Source organism: Bacillus sp. FSL R10-2780, assembly GCF_038006125.1.
GTDB classification, from domain to species: Bacteria; Bacillota; Bacilli; order Bacillales; family Bacillaceae_G; genus Bacillus_A; species Bacillus_A cereus_U.
On sequence record NZ_JBBOUQ010000001.1, the window covers coordinates 2,541,639 to 2,560,952 of the forward strand.

Sequence of the window (19,314 nt, forward strand, 5' to 3'; positions counted from 1 at the left end):
TTGTACTTATTTAATTAGAACTTCTTCCCTATTACCATTATGGCTTTTCTGCTTCTTGCTGCGGCTCAAGTGGTGGTACGAGTGTTACACCTAATTCTGTACCAGGTTGCAACACTGTTCCTTCTGCCACACTTTGTTCCGTTACATACCCTGTACCAGAAGGTTTTAAGTTAAGCTTTAATGTTTTTGCTAAATTCATAACATCACGCAGTGCCCACCCCTGTATATTTGGCATTGTAGGTTTATCTCCTACTAAGAAGACTCGATCACCCTTTAATGTTTGTTCAGTTGCTTTTGGCACTTGCTGCTGCACTTTACCTTCACCTAATACGATTGGACGCAGTTTTGCTTTATCAATTGTTTTTTTCGCTTCTTCCATCGTTTTTCCAGTTACATCTGGAACGACAGTTTGTTGTTCTTTCACATATTTTTTCGGGTCTTTTACTTCATTTGGCTTAATCTTTAAATACTCTAAACTATTTTTCGTTACATATTTAAAGATATCAGCTAAAGGTTTAGCCCCGTTTTCATCATCTTTTAATTTTGGTTGTTTAACGGCCACATACACAACAAGTTGCGGATCGTCCATCGGTGCCATACCTAAGAATGAGAATATATAATTCTCTCTTCCCGTCATATAGCCACCTTTCCCGTCAGGAATTTGTGCTGTACCTGTTTTACCACCGACTGAGTACCCATCAATTTTATATGCAGTCCCTGTTCCTTTCGGTGATGTAACAACACGTTCTAGTAATTGCCTTACTTGCGCTGCTGTCTCTTTGGAAACAGGTTTTCCTACTTCTTCTGGTTTATGCTCTAGCTGTACTTTACCTGTTATTGGATCCACAATTTTATCAATTGTATAAGGTTTCATCATTTTCCCATCATTTGCAATCGCTGTTGCAGCTTGTACAAGTTGAATTGGTGTAACTGTAGAACCTTGTCCAAATGCTGTTGTTACTTGTTGTATTTGTTGATCAAATAAAATTGTATTTGACCCTTCACCAGGTAAATCAATGTTTGTTTTTTCATCTAATCCAAAATTATGAATATATTTTCGGAAACGATCTGGACCAAGTTTTTGATCACCTAAAATTGCAAACGCTACGTTTGAAGAGCGCTCTACCCCTTCATCAAAAGTAATAGAACCCCATCCAGCGCCGCCGTTATGATCTTTTATTTTGCGATTACCAACTTGATATGTACCAGACTGATAAAAGTCTTGTCCATTGTATACACCTTCATTAATGGCCGCTGCTAATGTGAAAATCTTCATTGTTGATCCCGGTTCAAATGCATTTGCAATTGCGTCGTTGAAGAAATATTTAATTTGACGATCATTAGGGTCATAACTAGGTTTACTAGACATCGCTAATATTTTTCCCGTCTTTGGATCCGCTACAATTCCAATTAAATTTTCTGGCTCATAATGTTTACTCGCTTCTTTCATTGCGTCTTCTAAATAACTTTGAATACGTTGGTCAAGCGTTAAATACACATTATCTCCATTTTTAGGCGCCTTTACATTCACCTTTCCACCGTCAAGAGATACACCTTTACGGTCCCCTGTATAAGCTACCTCACCATTAGAAGCACCTAAATACTTATCTAAACTCTTTTCTAAGCCAAATTGCCCTACTGCGATTCCATTCTCATCAGGGCTGGCATGCCCTATGACGTAAGATGCGAAATCACCGTTTGGATACACCCTCGCATTTTCAGTAATGAAAGAGATTCCCGGCAATTTCAATGCTTCTATTTGTTCTTTCTTTTCTTTCGTCAAGTCCTTACCTAATGTTCCAAATTCCACTTGACTTCTGCCTTCTTTATTTAAAGTAGCTAAAATTTTATCTTCATCTTTTCCGAGTACTCCTGCAATTTTCTTTGCAGTATCCTCTTTATCCTTAACGGCATTGGCTCCTTTTAACTCGGCTACAAGTTTATAAGAATTTGCATCTTGCGCTAGGACATGACCATTTTGATCATAAATTGTTCCTCGATTCGCTTCGAGAACTCCCTTTTTACTATGTTTCTGCTCAGCAAGTTTCTTCAAATCATGATTGTCCACTGTTCCTGTTACTTGTATGTAAAAAAATCGGGCTAATAACAGCAAAAAGAGCAGGAGGAAAAATATCATAAAATAACCTGCTCCCTTATTGGTATGAAATTTGGTCATATTTCTCTTCATCTTTTCTTCACACCTATTTGCCTTACTTTAGGCCTTTCACATTATTCGCATTAATTTCTAGCCCGTGTTTTTTTGCAACTTCAGCGATACGTTCATAACGACTTAACTTCTCTACTTCAGCCTGCAATTCTTGATTTTCCTTTTGTTTTTTCACAATTTCTTCTTCTATCGTCGCTGCTTCTACATTAACTTGATATAGACCCGCTTTATTCCCAATAAAAGCTACACAAGCATATAATAAAAATCCAATAAACGTTACGTACAATAGCTTTTCAATTCTTGTAATTTTCGTTTTTACTTTTGGCTTAACCATCTGCTGTGGCGGCGCTTGAATTTGTACCTCTTCTTGCGCCTGTTGTTTATACTTTACAGCTAAATTAGTCATACCTCTCTCTCCTTTTTATCGTTTTTCAGCGATTCTCAACTTCGCAGAACGCGCTCGATTATTTTCTTCTAATTCAATGTCAGAAGGTAAAATCGGTTTCCTTGTAATAAGCTTTAATTTCGGCTTAAATTCATCCGGAATAATCGGTAGTCCCTGTGGTAATTGCGGCGTTGTGCTATTTCGCTTAAACGTCGTTTTACAAATACGATCTTCTAAAGAATGGAATGTTATAACACTAACTCTTCCACCAGGCTTGACCATACCAATTGCAGATTCCAACGCTTCTTCAAATACTTTTAATTCATCATTTACAGCAATACGAATCGCTTGGAATACTCGCTTCGCAGGATGTCCACCTGTTCTACGTGCCGGAGCTGGAATACCTTCTTTAATTAATTCCACTAATTCTCCTGTCGTTTCAATAGCCTTATTCTCGCGATACGCTTCAATTTTCCGTGTTATTTGCTTTGAAAATTTTTCTTCGCCGTATTGGAAGAAAATTCTTACGAGTTGTTCATATGACCAGCTGTTCACAACATCATATGCTGTTAATGGGGCATCTTGATCCATCCGCATATCTAACGGTGCATCATGATGATAACTAAAGCCACGCTCTGGTGTATCTAATTGTGGGGATGAAACACCTAAATCGAATAAAATCCCGTCTACTTCTGTGATACCTAATTCATGTAGTTTTTCAGATAAATAACGGAAGTTGCTCTTCACTGTTACAAATTGTTCACCATAAGAAGAAAATTTTTCCTTCGCATTTTGAATCGCTATTTCATCTTGATCAAATGCTATTAATTTTCCACCATCTGTTAGCTGAGATAATAAATAAGAACTATGTCCTCCTCCACCCAGTGTACAATCTACATATGTACCACTCGGTTTTATATCTAAGCCATCTACTGTTTCTTTCAAAAGTACTGTTACGTGTTTGAACATTGCTGCACCTACTCTTTTTCCAATTAATTATGTTAAATACATTTCTCACTCTACAAACACAATTTACTACTAGAGGATGAAATGCTACTAAAGAACGACTCATTTAACTTCCAACAAGGTAGTACGCTATACAAATCGCTATTTTATTTTATTATATACTAAATTTTATCATTTTTTGCGGGAATTTAAACAAAAACCTGTCGAAAAAGATAATAATCCGTTTACATTTTGTGCTATTTTGTCATATATATATACCTGATACATAGCGATTCATTACAATAACATAAGATGAATAATTCAGAAATATTTCACTTCACAGTTAATTCAACAGAATAAAAATAAAATCCTGCTCAAAAGAGCAAGATTCTATAATTTTATTACATGATGTTTTCCGTCCCACGAAAAAGATTGTTCCATTACCCGGTCAACAAAATCAAGGCCGAACTGATTTAAATAATAACACACATTCCACACACGTTCTTGTGGTGCTCCTAATGGACGAAGCGCAAATTGTAAACGGCGGAATTTATTCAGTTGAACCTCATGTTTCTTCTCAACATTTCTTTTCAACATTCTTTCTAACAGTTCAATTTGCTCATTAATTTTCAGTTCATTTTTCCCAGCAAACTCATTTAACCCTGGATCTATTTTTTTCACGAATTGTTGTAATGATGTATGGATATCCATTATTTCTTTTTTCGCTTCTATAAATCGCTCGTCTATCGGTTCCTCTATTTGATTAGAAAGCCAATTGTCACGTAGATTATCTATATCATTTAGAAATGGATCAATTTCTCGCAAATCTAAATCATATAAATCTGTCGCTATATCTCGCTCCATATAAGTAATTGTAAGGCGCGGAACAACAGGTGGCATTTGGAAACCGGCCGTATGAAACACTTGTTGCAATTCACTCCAATAAGCTAACTCCCCTGGACCGCCAATAAACGCTAACGTAGGAAACACATATTCTTGCATAAGAGGGCGCGTTACAACATTATTACTAAAACGTTCTGGACTTCTTTCCATCTCTTCCATCAATTCTTCATACGAAAATGAATGCACTCCATCTTTTCCAATAAACTTCCCTTGATTCTCTTCAAGCAATACTCGCTCATTATCAATTTCCATAAATATATGCACTGCATTTGTCTTCGTTTCAATAATCGGTTTAAATCCTAATTCCTTAATTACTTCCTGTTGATTATGAAGTGCTACTTGAATTTCTTTATATTTACTTATAATTTGTTGTAAAAACGGCACTTCTAATTTTCTTAATGCAGGATGATGTGAATCTACAAGAATTAAACCAGAATTTGCGAACATTTTCGTAATAAGGCGTGCAAAGAAATCTACATATGTATGCGATTTACCTAAAGCATCATCAACAAATTGTAATACATCCTTTGTAAAATTCGTTTCCGGATATGTTTTAAAAATCTCTTCGACCCATTTTCTACAGTCTTCAATAGAAAGTTCAGACTCAGAAGCACTCGCCTTTTTCGGATAACGTTCATGAAAAATGGTCTTTTTTATTTTTTTATTTTTCGTTACAAATGTATGATTAATTTCATCCATATCATGGTCTTCACCAGCAATCCAAAAGACAGGAACAACCCGAACCCCTAAACTCTCTTCTTTTTCTTTTGCAAGCTGTAAAATTGAAATGATCTTATGCACTGTATAAAGCGGACCAGTTAATAACCCAGCTTGTTGTCCAGCTATAACTACATATGTATTTTCATCTTCAAGCGCTTTTATATTTTGAATTGTAAATTCTCCCGCTTGCAATTGTGTATTATATTCTAATAAATGCGTTACTAAATCTTGACGGAAGAACTCTCTCTCACGCAAATCATGTAAACGCTGTTTAAAAGCATCCTCTGTTAACAGATAATCAAAACATGACTGTATCTCTTTTTTAACGTTCATATAGTCCGCTACAACACCTTGTAGTGGAACAGAGATCTCTTTTATCTCCATATAATTCTTCCTTTCGTATCCTGTTCTCTCACCAACCCACATTGTAGTCAATGTTTCACGTAAAAGCAAAGAAAAACACTTATAATTCCATTCCTTTTATTGCATTGAACAAAAATCGAAGTGTCGGAACAGATTGTTGTTGTTCCTTAGCTTCTTCTAATACATATCCAACAATCGCATTAACTTCTGTTTGTCTATTCGCTCTTACGTCCGCTAACATAGATGAAGTATTATGAGATGTTTTTTCACATACTTGGCATACCATTTGCCATAGCATTTCCCTATCTTCTTCTTTAACAAGAAATGCAACTTCCTGAAATACTTGCTCCATCATTTGATAAAAAAACGGGTTTGAAATTAACTCCCCGTTCTCAACCCGCAATAATGCCGTCAATGGATTAATACATACATTGACTACTAATTTATTACGCATAATCCCCTTCCAATCATCTTCTATCTGAATCGGAAAATAATCAAAAGGAAAACAATTAAATACCTTTTTAAAACAACTAGATTGACCACGCACTACACCAAACTTTGTAACACCTATTCCAGTATGACGAACTGTATGTCCATCCTCTTTTTTTGCACCATGCTCCACAATCCCGACTGCTATACGTTCATTTCCTATTTTTTGCATAACGTGAAGATGCGACATTCCATTTTGCAAAAAGATTAATGACGATTCTCCCTGCACAAAAGGTAATATATCAGTTACATGATATTGCTTTACAGCAATAAATGTATAATCTAACTGTTTATCCAGCATACTTTCTATCGGTAAAATAGATGGAAATACTGTTTCACGTTCTCCATTCCTAATACAACTTACACCCGTTAAGTTTAATTCTTCTGCTTGCTTAGCGTTTCTTGTAAACAACGTAACATCTTGATTGCTTTTTTGTAAATAAAATGTATATAGGAGACCAATAGCTCCCGGTCCAACAATTCCAATTTTCATCTTCACACAAAGAACTCATATTAACAAGTGATATAAGTTCCCTTGCCCTCCCCCCTTTACATCTTATTAAATTACAATTACATAGTTAAGGATTCAATTATCTTGTAACAAATGCAACCCCTTCTTTCACTATGTATATACTACCTATATACATAGTTCTATTCTTAGTTTAGCAAATCCTCAAAAAAATAATGAAAGAAATATTCTATCTTCTTCATAAAAATTAAAAAATGAGTTATAATATTATTATAAATATTTTAACTTTTCTGTATTCAACAAGATAAGAAAAGGATGTGATGTAATGGGATTCCCAAAAGTTGAACGCTTGCTCATCAATTATAAAACATTAGATGCATTTAAAAAATTTAAAGGGTGCGGAGCTCAAGAACTATCCATGTTGGAAGAATTACAAGCAAACATTATTGAAAATGATAGTGAGTCTCCATTTTACGGTATTTATTATGGAGGATCGCTAATCGCACGTATGAGTCTATACATGAAAAGGAACGGTGGAGAACCATTTGAAATTACAGGTACTTACCTAGAACTTTATAAACTCGAAGTGTTGCCGACTTTTCAAAAACAAGGATTCGGACAAATGCTTGTTAATTATGCGCAACAACTACAATTCCCAATTAAAACGATAGCACGTATCCAGTCAGCTGGTTTTTGGGATAAATTAAGTTTCCAGCCAGTATCAGTAACTAATGGTGATTTTTATATTTGGCAACCAGAAACAAATTCGAATGCGATTACAAACGAAGAATCTGCATAAGAAATAAAAAAAACAGCTGTTACGCAGCTGTTTTTATTTCTTTAATTTTTCTAATTCTCCATTCGAGCGAGCGCCATTTCTTTCTGCTACCATTACACTTCTTTTTTGATCAATATAATCAAGTAATGTTCTATATTCTTCCTCATATACTGATAATCGCTCCAGAAGACGTTCTTTCTCTGTTTGTAACGATTCAATTTGTTGTTGTAACATCATTAAAGAGCTTTCATCTTTATAATTTCGCAAGAATTCAATAACATCATTCAATGTAATAGATTTTGGCTCTAATACCGCTGTCTCTTTCACTTCATAATTTTCTACCTTACGAAGTTGCTTTGCTTCTTCAATACGTTCTTTATACTGCTTTCTAACGTAAGAATTCCACCTAAATCCACAAGCTGCAGGTGTACGAGACAAATGCCTCCCCACTTCTTTAAAAGCGGAAAGTTGCGTTCCACCTTCACGAATATGCCGGAGTACTACTTCTGCCAGAAGCAAATCTTCATCATCAGTCCAAGCATCTTGTCTTGTTGTCGCCATCTCTCTAGTCCTCCCTATGCATTTTTTATTAAGCATATGCAGTTACTAGAAAAGATAGAATACAACAAATAAAGAATAAGACAAAAAAAATAAACGTAGAAGATATCTTCTACGTTTATTTTTCGCAATTACTTGCTGATTACTTCTTTACCTTTGTAAGTACCGCATGCTTTACATACACGGTGAGCTAATTTCGCTTCACCACAGCTTGGGCACTCTACCATACCAGGTACTGATAATTTGAAATGCGTACGACGCTTTCTTTTTACTGTTTTAGAAGTTCTTCTAAAAGGTACAGCCATTCTTCCCACCTCCTTAAAAGAAATAATTATTTTCATATGAAGGCCTAAACCAGTCTTCCGATTATTTGTCAAAAAACTTTGCAAGTCCTGCTAATCTTGGATCAACAGTCTTTTCTTTGTTTTCTTCCGAAATCACTTGCCAGTCTTGACCTTGCATCGGTGCTCCACCAGAAACATCATCACTGAAAATTTGCATTGGAATCTCCAAAAGTATATTTTCCTTGATTACGGGCAGTAAGTCAAGTACTTCTCCTTCTAAACAATGAATTTCAGCTTCTGTTTCAAATTCTTCTTCTGAAGTTTGGAACACCTCAGTTGTTTTAATGTCAAATGGTAATGTCACATCTACTAAAGAGCGAGAACATGGTAAAACCATGCTTCCAGTTATATGTAGATGAAACGTAAACTTACCGGAGCCAAAATCAACTCTTCCTGTTACATGAACAGGATTAATTTCACGAATATCTTTCTCGACCTCTTTTAGCTCACTTACATCTACCATTTCATTTAATGTCAATCCTTTATTTCTCAATTTATTCAATTGATGGATGGACCATTTCATATCATATCACCTCAAGGCAACAAACAAAATTATAGCTAGCCATTTTATATTTGTCAATGTTTTTTCTTTACACTATAATGAAGTCATCATAGGAAATAATATATACATTATCACGTTTTCCAAAAAGATGCTACATCGAAAGGAGAGATTACCATAAAATCCAGTGGTATTGTTGTTGAATATAACCCTTTTCATAACGGTCATGCTTATCATGTGCAAGAAACAAAAAAGTTAACACAGTCTGATATTATTATCGCCGTTATGAGTGGTCCTTTTTTGCAGCGTGGTGAGCCCGCACTCATCTCCAAATGGTATCGTACTAAAATGGCCTTAACAAACGGCGTAGACCTTGTTGTAGAGCTTCCTTATGCATTCGCAACACAAAAGGCCGAAACTTTCGCAAATGGCGCAATTTCGATTTTAAACGCCCTTGGTGTTTCTGAAATTTGTTTTGGTAGTGAAGATGGACAAACTGAAAATTTCTACACTACCATCGCTATACAAAAAAATGAAGAAAAGACTTTTAATCGTCTTGTGAAGCAATTTATGAATGCAGGTAATAGTTATGCAAAAGCTACATCTGAAGCCTTTCTACACATCTTACCACCCGAAAAAAACGTAGATATGTCACAACCAAATAACATTTTAGGCTTACAGTACATTAAAGCCATTCTCTTACAAAATAGTTCCATGCAAGCACAAACTATAAAAAGATTCGCCTCTCATTATCATGATGAAACATTTCACGATCAACATATTGCAAGTGCAACAAGTATTCGCAAACAGCTATTTATTGAAAACAGTTCCTCTACAACTATTGAGCCTTTTATCCCGAAAATGACTGCTTCTCTTTTAGAAAACTACAAGCAAAACTACGGGACGTTACATAACTGGGAAAAATACTTTTCATTTTTTAAATACAAACTTATGACGATGTCTTCTCAAGACTTACAACGTATATATGAAATGGAAGAAGGTTTAGAGCATCGTATTTTATCAAAAATACAAAACAGTTCATCTTTCTATTCATTCATGGAAGCATTAAAAACAAAACGTTATACATGGACTAGATTACAAAGAGCTTGTACACATATTTTAACAAATACAACGAAGGAAGAAATACACAAAGCTAATATAGCGCAACATGCGCCGTATATCCGTCTTCTCGGAATGTCACAAAAGGGACAAACTTATCTTTCTAAAAATAAGAAAAAAATAGAACTTCCAATCCTTACTCATACAAAAACTTTTGAACATCCGACTTTAGACATAGAACGAAAATCAAATGCTGTATATTTCTCCATAATGCAAGAACCTTTGCGGACACAACTACTAAAACAAGACGCAACGCATCATCCAATTCGTTATGATGAAATAATGAAAAAATTCCTATAAGAAAAACCTCTCTTCTTCAGAGAGGTTTACTTTATTTCACCCATTTTTTCCAAATACGTTAATGCATCATCCAGTGTGTCCACCGGTACAATTTTCATCTTTGTTTTAATATCTTTCGCAGCTTCAAGAGCATCTTTATAATTCGATTTCTCTACACCTTTTTCATTTGGCGCAAAAAACACTTCAGCTCCTGCATCACTAGCAGCTACTACTTTTTGCTGAATACCACCAATTGGACCAATTTCCCCTTTATCATTGATTGTACCTGTTCCAGCTATTTCATGTCCGTTTGTTAAATCTTCTTCAACGAGCTGATTATAAATTTCTAGTGTAAACATTAACCCTGCTGATGGCCCCCCTATTTCATGGGAATCAATTTTCACTTTCGGATCTACTACTAACTCTCTTTCCGTAACGATAGAGACCCCTATACCGACACGTCCATTCCCATTAGGGATTGTCTTTACATTTAAATTTTCTTTAAACTGTTTTCCGCCCCGCTTGTATTCAATATTTACTGTATCCCCTTCTTTTTTCCCTGTCATATACTCAATAAATTGTTCCGTCTTGTCGAATATTTTTCCATCGACAGCTACTATAACATCTCCAAGCTTAAGCTTTCCTTCTGACGGCATACCCTTTGCTACACCAGCCACTAGTACACCTTTATTTTCAAAAGAAACAGAGCGATTTGCACGTTTATATGCATTATAAATTGCAGCGTTTTGTGAATCTTTCATCGCATAATCTTGACGAAATTGATATTCTTCATCACTCTCACCTTTTTGCAATATTTCTTCCGCCTTCGAAATGTGTGTATATTTATTAAATTGCGCGGCTATTAAGTTCACAACATTTGCAGGCCCCATTGAGACAGTGACAAGCATAAAATCACCAGACTCTTTAGTACCACCGTCAACTTGCACGTACGGCGCTAATTTTGCGGCCATACCTGGTTTTGTCACAAAGTATGGCAAACGCACATAAACAAGTAGCATCGCCAATATAACCCCTATTAAAATTGCATATATAAACCGAAAACGCTTAAACATTATGTTTCTCCTTCCACTGCTCAATTAGTAAATAAATGTTTGAAATGTGTTTTTCTGCTTCCACTTCTCCGACCCGAATGATGTCTTCAATATGTGTAAAAGCACGCGAACTAAATTGTTCTACTGCTGGCCGCATCATTAAATCTGATGCTATTTGCCGATTCATCACAAGTTCATGTTGCATAATTTCAATACTTTGCATAATTACATCATAAATCGATGTAACCTCTCCATTCACCTTAATTGGAGATACATCTACAGCAATAACAATATCAGCCCCTAAATCTTTTACAACCGATACGGGAATACGGTCAATTACCCCTCCATCCACTAATAAGCGGCCATCTATTTTCTCTGGAACAAACACCCCTGGCACAGATATACTAGCTCGAACCGCCTCCGCAATCGGACCGCTTGTAAAAACAACTTTTTCCCCCTTCAAAATGTCAGTAGCCACAACAGCCGTCGGGATATCTAACTCTTCTAAATTTTTATTATATGTAAACATTTTAATCATATCTTTAATACGTTTTCCAGCAATAAATCCCATTTTAGGAACTGTAAAATCCAAATAATATTTCCTTTTAAAAACAGCTGCCAATTTATACAGTCTTTCAACGTCACAACTCGCTGCATAGAATGTACCAATTAACGCTCCTATACTACTACCTGCTATCATATGAATAGGGATACCAGCTTCCCTTAATACTTTTATTACCCCTATGTGAGCAAAACCTTTTGCACCTCCGGATCCAAGCGCTAAACCGATTTTTGGTTCCTTCATTTTTCTCACCCTTTAATTTTTTTCATTCCTTTTTCATACTTATGGTCTAAATTCACCACATATCCACGTATACTGAAATGAACGTTTTTGGGACAAAGGGGGATTTTCTTACATGTACGAAAAATGGAAAACTGCTTTTCTTACCATATCAATGTTATTTTTAACCTTTTCTCTTGTACTTCACCCCCAAGCTGCTTTGCAAGCTTCAATTCGCGGGTTAAATATATGGTGGGAAGTTGTATTCCCTTCACTACTACCGTTTTTCATCATTGCGGAACTTCTAATCAGTATTGGTATTGTAAAATTTATCGGTGTTATATTAGAACCACTAATGCGTCCACTGTTTCGTGTTCCAGGGGTAGGTGGGTTTGTTTGGGCAATGGGAATGGCTTCAGGATTCCCCGCTGGCGCCAAATTAAGCGCTAGACTACGCAAGAGCAATCAACTAACACAAATCGAAGCGGAACGACTCGTATCTTTCACAAATTCTTCTAATCCACTTTTTATTTTCGGAGCGGTTTCTATTGGTTTTTTCAATAATCCAAAATTAGGACTCGTATTAGCAGCAGCACATTATATAAGCAACTTTATCGTCGGATTACTTATGCGCTTTTATGGTAATAACGATACTTACATAAAAGACAAACATACGAATCAAAAGCGTGCCTTTCAAAACCCTTTTTCCATCCTCCACCAAACACGTATGCAAGAAAAAAGACCGATTGGAAAACTACTCGGTGACGCTATCGTTTCTTCTATTCAAACATTGCTCATGATTGGTGGGTTTATTATTTTATTCTCTGTTTTAAATAAAATGATTACTGTTTTCGAAATTACAGAAGCGCTTTCTTTTATTATGCAACATATTTTATCATTCTTCCAACTTACATCCCAATTTAGTATTCCGATATTATCCGGTATTTTTGAAATGACGCTTGGAAGCCAAATGATTAGTCAAATTAATGAATCAACACTTCTTCAACAAGCGATGGTAACAAGCTTCATTTTAGCATTTAGCGGCCTTTCTATTCAGGCACAAGTAGCAAGCATATTAGCGGAGACAGATATCCGCTTTAAACCATATTTTTTAGCTCGAATTATCCAAAGTATTCTCGCTCCTATTTTCACTTTTATATTTTGGGGGCCATTTTATGAAAAGGTTCATTCTTTCTCGCCTACGCAAGAAGATCTTCCCGTATTTTTATTGAATCATTCTTACACACTAACTGATATTTGGACATCATTTATACACTACGGACCAATCTTCACCTTATTTTGTTTATATTTATATGTTATCTTATTATTTTTACGCATTCATAAAGAAAAACCCCGTTCACTTTAACGGGGTTTGAAACTTTTCTTTTAAAGCACGCTCTACAATCGGAGGAACAAGGTCTACTACACTTCCCCCATATCTCGCAACTTCTTTCACAATACTTGAACTTAAAAATGAATATTGATTATTTGTCATAATGAAGAAGGTTTCGATATTTTCGTCTAATTTTCGATTCATTGAAGTAATTTGCATCTCATATTCAAAATCAGAAACCGCTCGCAAACCACGTAATATTGCATTTGCATTACGCATTTTTGCATATTCCACCAATAATCCACTATGTGAATCAACTTTTACATTCGGTATATCCTTTGTCGCCTCTCGAATTAACTCTAGGCGTTCTTCTACCGAAAAGAATGGTTTTTTTGATGAATTGTTTAAAACAACTACATATACTTCATCAAATACTTTTGCTCCCCTTTTAATAATATCCAAATGTCCAAGGGTAATTGGATCAAAACTCCCTGAAGAAATAGCTATACTTGTCATTCTGTCCCCTCACCTTCATACTTATAAATCGAAATTGCTGTAATCCCGTAGTTTTCTGCCCGTACTTTTACAAGTTCTCCTATAGAATCAGGTAAAACCACGTCATCCCCATGCTCTGCCATAATGATGCCATCTTTATTTAACAATCCATGTTGATCGATCACACTAATTAAAGACACAATTTTTTGACCTTTATATGGAGGGTCTATTAGTATAAGATCGAATGATATTTCACGCTTTATAAGCGCCTTTACCGCCCGTTCCGCATCATTTCGATACACTTCAGCTTGTTCTTGTATTCTACAGCTTTCTAAATTTTGATGAATGACTTTTATCGCTTTACTATCTCGGTCAACAAAAATCGCTTTATCAATCCCTCTACTTATGGCCTCAATTCCAAGACCACCACTACCACCAAATAAGTCAAGAGCGATACCACCATCATAATAAGGACCTATCATATTAAAAATAGATTCTTTCACTTTATCTGTCGTTGGACGTGTTGTATTACCAGGTACCGCTTTAAGTGGGTGCCCTTTACATTTTCCTGAAACTACTCTCATCTGTTGTCACTACCTTTATTTCAATCTATCGAGCGATTACAGTAAATCCATCTCAAGTCAGTAACCGCTACCAAACCATACAATTCTTCACTAATTCGTTACTTAACCTATAGAGAACTTTAGTTAAAATAACCGTTCGCTATTTCTTGCATATTCATCTCACTATTTGCGAACAAAAACCCTTTATGTACATCAGTTCCACTTTACCTTTTTTATCCTATCATAAAATAAAAAAAAGAAAAATAAAAAGCCTAACATAAATTTTAATTTCATTATGTATATCTTCATTCAGATTGGACATAAATAAATATAACAACATCATCTTCGATGTTGTTGCCAACCGCGGAGAAGACTTACGTTTCCCCATAAGTTCTTCCTCCGGTTTCTCCTCTCCCTTTGCCTTCTTACTAGTAGTACATACTAGTATTAGAAGGGCCCTGCTTTGCAGGGTTTTTTTATTTGTCTACTTTTCATTTAAAAAGTGAGATGGTACAGTAAAAGAAAGAGGAGGAAAAAATATGATTCAACGCTTTATAGAACTCGGAGAAGGCTACTCTGACTTATATGAATTACTTGAAATTGCCAAAACAAACCAAGAACGTGTAACACATATGTTACAATTCGAAACTGTAAAAAACGAAAAAAAAATGTGTTCACTTGTTGTAATACTAAAACCGACAACTACTGGTGATTTCCAACCATTATACATATGTCGTGAAGGCATTCCTTTACTTGAAAATAAGAAAAGTAAACGTGTCGTTTTATTTGAAGAAATGGCGGAACAAATAGGGAAAAAAGTTACTCCCTTTACTGTAAAACCATCAACAACTTTCCCTGAAAAAGAACTATTTTTTAATCATCTAATTGGTATTTTACGAATGAACAATTTCATTCCTCCAATGAAATAACACGTTATTTCAAATAAAAAAATCCCCTGCTAAATTTAGCAGGGGATTTTTTATTTAGCTATAATCGTATTCTTTTGCCCGATCAGGACGCGAATTTTCGAATTCCGTTTTTAAAAATGGGCGATACGACTGTTCTACTTTTTTCACAAAAGGAAGTTTATTCAATTTTTGCATCATATGCTCAATTTGTTCCATATCACAATATACAACGGCATATTTCAAACGTTTTGATATGTAATGAATGTTACCATATTTCCTTAAAATCTTGGCATGTTTCAATGAATGTAAATAAACAATCATACTTTGTCGTTGCCCGAACATAATCTTCTCCATCTTCTCCTTTTAAAAACTTATATTCTTATATTTTATGAAAACCAATCAAAAATTTATGACATTAAAGGACAAACTCTGTATACGTTTTCTTCTATATTCTAAAAAACAGGGTAAATTACCCCGTTTTTTTACAACCACAACCGCCTCCGGTACCACAACCACCGCCACAGCCACCCGCATCAAAAAACGGATTTCCTGTTGGGACTTTAACGGAAGATGACACCTCAGAACCTATTGCTACACTAACTTCATCTAATAACTTTTGTAAAGCAGTTTCTGCTCTTTTAAAGGCTGCAACCTTATCATCCATATCTACAGAACGCTTTAATTCCCTCATTTTCGTCGAAACGAAAGTATAATCAGGATGATATTTACCAAAACGTTGCACTTCTTCGTATCGCTCTTTCATCACTGTAAATTGCTGAATTAGCGTCTGAACTTCTATATCTTCTTGTAAATCCTTATAATACTTACGATAATCTTCTGCTATATCTGAACAGATAATCGCTTTTGCAAGCTGCTCTGCCTTATCTAAAATCAATACGCTTTCCAGCGTCGCTACAATCATGAGAGACACCTCCGAGTATTCATCATAACACATTTGGAACAGAACTACTAATTGAAGTATCTCACCTAAAAGAAAGATATGATTCTAACTACTTTTCATACCATCCCCTTGCACTCTTATACACTAATATGCTCCGCAATATTATATTTAAGAACATCCCATTTCCCGCTATTCTCTTTCACGTAGCTAATACATGCGTTTTTTAACGGCGTTTTAAATGTAATTTCATCTGGTGCAATTGCGTGTAAAATAGCTTTTATTGCATGTGAATGCGCAACAATGATAATACGTTTATCTCCATGTGCTGCTGCAACCTCCTGTAAAGCCGTAAAACAGCGCTCTACAATTTCTTTATCCTGCTCCATTCCTTCTACATTACCTTCTGCAATTAACTCTCTAACGGCCGCAACTGGTTTCCCAGAAGCTTCCCCAAAATTTCGTTCCATAAATCGCTCATCTAATAAAATAGATGGTAATCCAATAGCCCCAGCAATTTCCTTAGCTGTTTCTTGCGCTCTAATTAACGGACTACTTATAATTATATCCCACGATTCCGCTTGCAAGGCAGCTGCACTTTGACTCGCTTGCTTCTTCCCAACTTCGTTAAGTGGAATATCTTCGCGCCCTTGAATAATCTCTTGAAAGTTCCAATCAGTTTGTCCATGTCGTACTAAACAAATTTCCGTCATGCTGCAACTCCTTTTTTAAATAATGCGATTCTATTGTAACAAAAGTTTTGCATAACGGACATAGTTTTCCCTTCCAATTACGTCGTATTTTGCTGCTTCATATACTGGAACATATCAATCATAATTGAAGCAACCGCCAATTGATTTTGAAATTTTTCCACTTTATCTGGTATCGTTTTTTTGAAATGCTGCATGGCAGCTAACTCAAAAGCTTCTTTTTCTTCTGGGTTACGCGTCAATTTCCGGTACCAGTATGGCTGTTCCCGAATATAGCGAGCTAAATCCTCATCAGCTTTTATAAACTCCATAAGCTCTGCTCTCATCCTCTTTCCCCCTAATCCTTTTGAAAGAAAAAAGGATTATTTTCAGAAGTACTTTGTTCTTGCTGCGCACGGTTCCCTTGAAATTGTTGGATAACTTGTTGCACGCTACCAATCGCACTCGTTACATTTGCTAAATGATGTTGCATTTGTTCTACGTCTAACTTTTTAAAGAAAGAAAGCATTTGCCCCATCACATCAGCAGTTTTTTCCTCTTCTGTTCGACTTTCTTTTTCTTCTTTATTTTCTTTTACCGAAGAAAAAGCAGGTGCTCCATCAGGTCTATACGCTGTCCATATTTGATCTTCTTCACCAAGTAAGTACCATTCTTCATAAAATTGCTGCCAAGTTTTTTGACCACTTCTAACCTCATGAACCATTTTAGGGTGATGGTTTACAAACTCTTTAAACTGTTGAACCGATGGATGTAACGGCCCTTTTGTTGTTGGCATAATCCTCACCTCTTCATGTATATCTACTATATTGTAAGAAAAAAAAGGCACATGGTTCGCCTATTTTTAGACGATTCATGCACCTTTTTATCTCCCTATTTGTGGACAGTAAGACTCCCACTGATTAAAGTTTCATTTTATTTTCGGATAAAGTTTTGAGTATAAAATTTATCATATACCCCAACACCTAATCCAGTAAATTGTTCATTTAATACATTCTTTCTGTGACCTTCACTATTTAACCAACCTTGTACCGCCGCAATTCCATCACTATGTTGCGCCGCTATATTCTCACCAGCAAGTTGAAAAGCCACTTGCCCACGTTGCAAACGATCTCCTAACGTACCAAAAGTAGGTGAATCGTGTGAAAAATAATTATTATCCTTCATATCTTTACTATGGCCAAATGCAACATCTGCAGCTTGTTGGTCCCATGTTAACAACGGTAATTGATGACGACTTCGAATAACATTTGTTAAATCGAGAATTTGTTGCATATTCCCATTTTCAACTTGCTTCATTTTTTCTGGCGTCAGCGGCTGTTCCGCTATTAATTCACCTGAATAAACAAGTTGATATGGTCTTTGTCGTAATAACGTTTCATCATCCATATAACGAAGACCAACAAGCTCATGTGTAAAGTGATCAAAGTATAATTGTGCCCATCCATCTTCTACAGGTACTAGCGGTTGTTCCATTACTTCCGTATCAGATAACTCAAATTGATAACTATTCTTTCCTCTTTTTAATGAAATCTCATGTGAAAGTGGATTCTTTTTATATACCTCTTCATACTTTTCATTTATATAATAGGGAGCCACCTTAACTTGCTCACCAGCAACATACGCCGTTACAACTTTACGTTCAGCAACTCCAAATTGAACATACTGAGCTAAATCTTGGTTATACACCCACCATTCATATCCATAAGCAGACGGCTCTATTCGAGACGGTTCGCCCCACTTCGCTAATAAATTCTCAGAGTCCCCACCAATCATACTTAAAACAGTATCTGTGGATTCTTCATTTACTTGCTTCTTCTTTTTCACAATTTTATTTTCTTGCTTAGAGTGAGATGGGGTTAATATATATTGTGATACGAGTAACTTCCCGTATAAATCAACAGCTAAAATTAAAAATGTAATCATTACGATACGCAATAATTTCTTCAAACGATATACCTCCTGAACAAAGCATAAAATCGAGATATACACAAATCCTTTTCTTTCCTTTTTTGTGTGTACCGTACTCTTTTCACTATATCATATTTTCACGAAAAAAGTCTGGAATATCCCTTTTCTCGCAATATGAATTGCACTTTCTTATTATTCATACTATTATAAAAATAATGCACTAACATTAAAAGAAGGAGGTATTCTATGCAATTTACAAATACAAACTTTAATGATGCAGTCGTTGATTTAACTCTTTTAACTGAGATTATGGAAAACAATCATTTTGTACTTGCTGGACAATGGGATTACGAACGCGTTACATATGATTATAAATTTGAAATATTAAAGGATATTTATTATTTACGTGTACAAGGATTTGCTGTTGAAGGTGACATCGGCGGCAGACACGCTCAAGTAAAACTATTGCCACCCTTATTAGGAAAACATTATTATCCTCATGGCGTTGAATATGGAGATGATGAGATTTTCCCAACGAATGTACTTCAAAAAAGCGAACAACTCCTACAAAATATTGAAAAAGAGTTGAAAGAATTTCAAATTATTGAATAACAAAAAAACTAGCGCATTAACACGATGCGCTAGTTT

23 protein-coding genes are annotated in these 19,314 nt (G+C 35.5%); 5 read left to right on the forward strand and 18 right to left on the reverse strand.

Annotated features, from left to right (window positions below; genetic code table 11):
* Positions 1–37: 37 nt before the first annotated feature.
* From NSQ47_RS13095 to panE, 5 genes are all read right to left on the reverse strand, one after another.
* On the reverse strand, positions 38–2,188 hold the full coding sequence (locus NSQ47_RS13095; RefSeq protein WP_445662095.1) for a penicillin-binding protein: 2,151 nt from the start codon (positions 2,186–2,188) through the stop codon (positions 38–40).
* A 22-nt stretch (positions 2,189–2,210) separates the two neighbouring features.
* Complete coding sequence (gene ftsL / locus NSQ47_RS13100; protein ID WP_002111445.1) at positions 2,211–2,573, reverse strand: cell division protein FtsL; 363 nt, start codon at positions 2,571–2,573, stop codon at positions 2,211–2,213.
* A gap of 15 nt (positions 2,574–2,588) precedes the next feature.
* On the reverse strand, positions 2,589–3,521 hold the full coding sequence (gene rsmH / locus NSQ47_RS13105) for a 16S rRNA (cytosine(1402)-N(4))-methyltransferase RsmH (protein ID WP_002111447.1): 933 nt from the start codon (positions 3,519–3,521) through the stop codon (positions 2,589–2,591).
* A gap of 366 nt (positions 3,522–3,887) precedes the next feature.
* The gene (gene bshC / locus NSQ47_RS13110; RefSeq protein ID WP_002160697.1) at positions 3,888–5,504 is read right to left on the reverse strand and encodes a bacillithiol biosynthesis cysteine-adding enzyme BshC; all 1,617 of its coding nucleotides are present in this window, start codon (positions 5,502–5,504) and stop codon (positions 3,888–3,890) included.
* 79 nt (positions 5,505–5,583) lie between these two features.
* Positions 5,584–6,471 carry a 2-dehydropantoate 2-reductase gene (gene panE / locus NSQ47_RS13115; RefSeq protein WP_002111450.1) on the reverse strand — a complete coding sequence of 296 codons (888 nt, stop codon included), beginning with the start codon at positions 6,469–6,471 and terminating at the stop codon, positions 5,584–5,586.
* A gap of 295 nt (positions 6,472–6,766) precedes the next feature.
* Here panE and NSQ47_RS13120 point away from each other — a divergent pair, with 295 nt between their 5' ends.
* Entirely contained in the window at positions 6,767–7,240 is a 474-nt protein-coding gene (locus NSQ47_RS13120) for an N-acetyltransferase (protein ID WP_002160696.1), read from the forward strand.
* Positions 7,241–7,273: 33 nt separating this feature from the next.
* Here NSQ47_RS13120 and NSQ47_RS13125 read toward each other — a convergent pair whose 3' ends face one another.
* From NSQ47_RS13125 to NSQ47_RS13135, 3 genes are all read right to left on the reverse strand, one after another.
* Positions 7,274–7,780 (reverse strand): RsfA family transcriptional regulator, encoded by a 507-nt coding sequence (locus NSQ47_RS13125; protein ID WP_341037117.1) that lies wholly within the window; start codon positions 7,778–7,780, stop codon positions 7,274–7,276.
* Between the two features lie 128 nt (positions 7,781–7,908).
* Complete coding sequence (rpmF, locus tag NSQ47_RS13130; RefSeq protein WP_001984764.1) at positions 7,909–8,082, reverse strand: 50S ribosomal protein L32; 174 nt, start codon at positions 8,080–8,082, stop codon at positions 7,909–7,911.
* A gap of 61 nt (positions 8,083–8,143) precedes the next feature.
* A complete protein-coding gene (locus tag NSQ47_RS13135) occupies positions 8,144–8,644 on the reverse strand; it encodes a YceD family protein (protein WP_000872151.1) in 501 nt (166 codons plus the stop codon).
* A 153-nt stretch (positions 8,645–8,797) separates the two neighbouring features.
* On the opposite strand from NSQ47_RS13135, the gene NSQ47_RS13140 reads away from it, so the two are divergent.
* Positions 8,798–10,039 (forward strand): nucleotidyltransferase, encoded by a 1,242-nt coding sequence (locus NSQ47_RS13140; RefSeq protein ID WP_341038235.1) that lies wholly within the window; start codon positions 8,798–8,800, stop codon positions 10,037–10,039.
* A 26-nt stretch (positions 10,040–10,065) separates the two neighbouring features.
* On the opposite strand, the gene NSQ47_RS13145 is transcribed toward NSQ47_RS13140, so the two are convergent.
* Positions 10,066–11,091 (reverse strand): SepM family pheromone-processing serine protease, encoded by a 1,026-nt coding sequence (locus NSQ47_RS13145; RefSeq protein WP_002160693.1) that lies wholly within the window; start codon positions 11,089–11,091, stop codon positions 10,066–10,068.
* On the reverse strand, positions 11,084–11,875 hold the full coding sequence (locus NSQ47_RS13150; RefSeq protein WP_002160692.1) for a patatin-like phospholipase family protein: 792 nt from the start codon (positions 11,873–11,875) through the stop codon (positions 11,084–11,086). Before NSQ47_RS13150 ends, NSQ47_RS13145 begins: the two co-directional genes overlap by 8 nt.
* Positions 11,876–11,987: 112 nt before the next feature.
* On the opposite strand from NSQ47_RS13150, the gene ylbJ reads away from it, so the two are divergent.
* Positions 11,988–13,217: a sporulation integral membrane protein YlbJ gene (gene ylbJ / locus NSQ47_RS13155; protein ID WP_016106037.1), complete on the forward strand. Its 1,230-nt coding sequence runs from the start codon at positions 11,988–11,990 to the stop codon at positions 13,215–13,217.
* Here ylbJ and coaD read toward each other — a convergent pair.
* Complete coding sequence (gene coaD / locus NSQ47_RS13160; protein ID WP_000200601.1) at positions 13,209–13,700, reverse strand: pantetheine-phosphate adenylyltransferase; 492 nt, start codon at positions 13,698–13,700, stop codon at positions 13,209–13,211. The genes ylbJ and coaD overlap by 9 nt on opposite strands.
* On the reverse strand, positions 13,697–14,263 hold the full coding sequence (gene rsmD, locus NSQ47_RS13165; protein ID WP_002066890.1) for a 16S rRNA (guanine(966)-N(2))-methyltransferase RsmD: 567 nt from the start codon (positions 14,261–14,263) through the stop codon (positions 13,697–13,699). The genes coaD and rsmD overlap by 4 nt, the downstream gene beginning before the upstream one ends.
* Positions 14,264–14,781: 518 nt before the next feature.
* Here rsmD and NSQ47_RS13170 point away from each other — a divergent pair.
* Positions 14,782–15,171, forward strand: coding sequence for a DUF7147 family protein (locus NSQ47_RS13170; RefSeq protein ID WP_002111466.1), 390 nt, complete (start codon positions 14,782–14,784; stop codon positions 15,169–15,171).
* A gap of 54 nt (positions 15,172–15,225) precedes the next feature.
* Here NSQ47_RS13170 and NSQ47_RS13175 read toward each other — a convergent pair whose 3' ends face one another.
* The 6 genes from NSQ47_RS13175 to NSQ47_RS13200 all read right to left on the reverse strand — a co-directional run bounded on the left by NSQ47_RS13175 (position 15,226) and on the right by NSQ47_RS13200 (position 18,705).
* A complete protein-coding gene (locus NSQ47_RS13175; RefSeq protein ID WP_002088292.1) occupies positions 15,226–15,492 on the reverse strand; it encodes a YlbG family protein in 267 nt (88 codons plus the stop codon).
* A 127-nt stretch (positions 15,493–15,619) separates the two neighbouring features.
* Entirely contained in the window at positions 15,620–16,072 is a 453-nt protein-coding gene (locus NSQ47_RS13180; RefSeq protein ID WP_341037121.1) for a YlbF family regulator, read from the reverse strand.
* Positions 16,073–16,188: 116 nt separating this feature from the next.
* Positions 16,189–16,761 (reverse strand): histidine phosphatase family protein, encoded by a 573-nt coding sequence (locus NSQ47_RS13185; RefSeq protein ID WP_215579490.1) that lies wholly within the window; start codon positions 16,759–16,761, stop codon positions 16,189–16,191.
* Between the two features lie 77 nt (positions 16,762–16,838).
* Positions 16,839–17,084, reverse strand: a complete 246-nt coding sequence (locus NSQ47_RS13190) for a YlbE-like family protein (RefSeq protein WP_002014770.1) — start codon at positions 17,082–17,084, stop codon at positions 16,839–16,841.
* A gap of 11 nt (positions 17,085–17,095) precedes the next feature.
* Positions 17,096–17,533 (reverse strand): YlbD family protein, encoded by a 438-nt coding sequence (locus tag NSQ47_RS13195; RefSeq protein WP_215579492.1) that lies wholly within the window; start codon positions 17,531–17,533, stop codon positions 17,096–17,098.
* A 137-nt stretch (positions 17,534–17,670) separates the two neighbouring features.
* Complete coding sequence (locus tag NSQ47_RS13200; protein ID WP_215579494.1) at positions 17,671–18,705, reverse strand: CAP domain-containing protein; 1,035 nt, start codon at positions 18,703–18,705, stop codon at positions 17,671–17,673.
* Between the two features lie 207 nt (positions 18,706–18,912).
* On the opposite strand from NSQ47_RS13200, the gene NSQ47_RS13205 reads away from it, so the two are divergent.
* Entirely contained in the window at positions 18,913–19,278 is a 366-nt protein-coding gene (locus NSQ47_RS13205; protein WP_002066906.1) for a YugN family protein, read from the forward strand.
* Positions 19,279–19,314 lie beyond the last annotated feature (36 nt).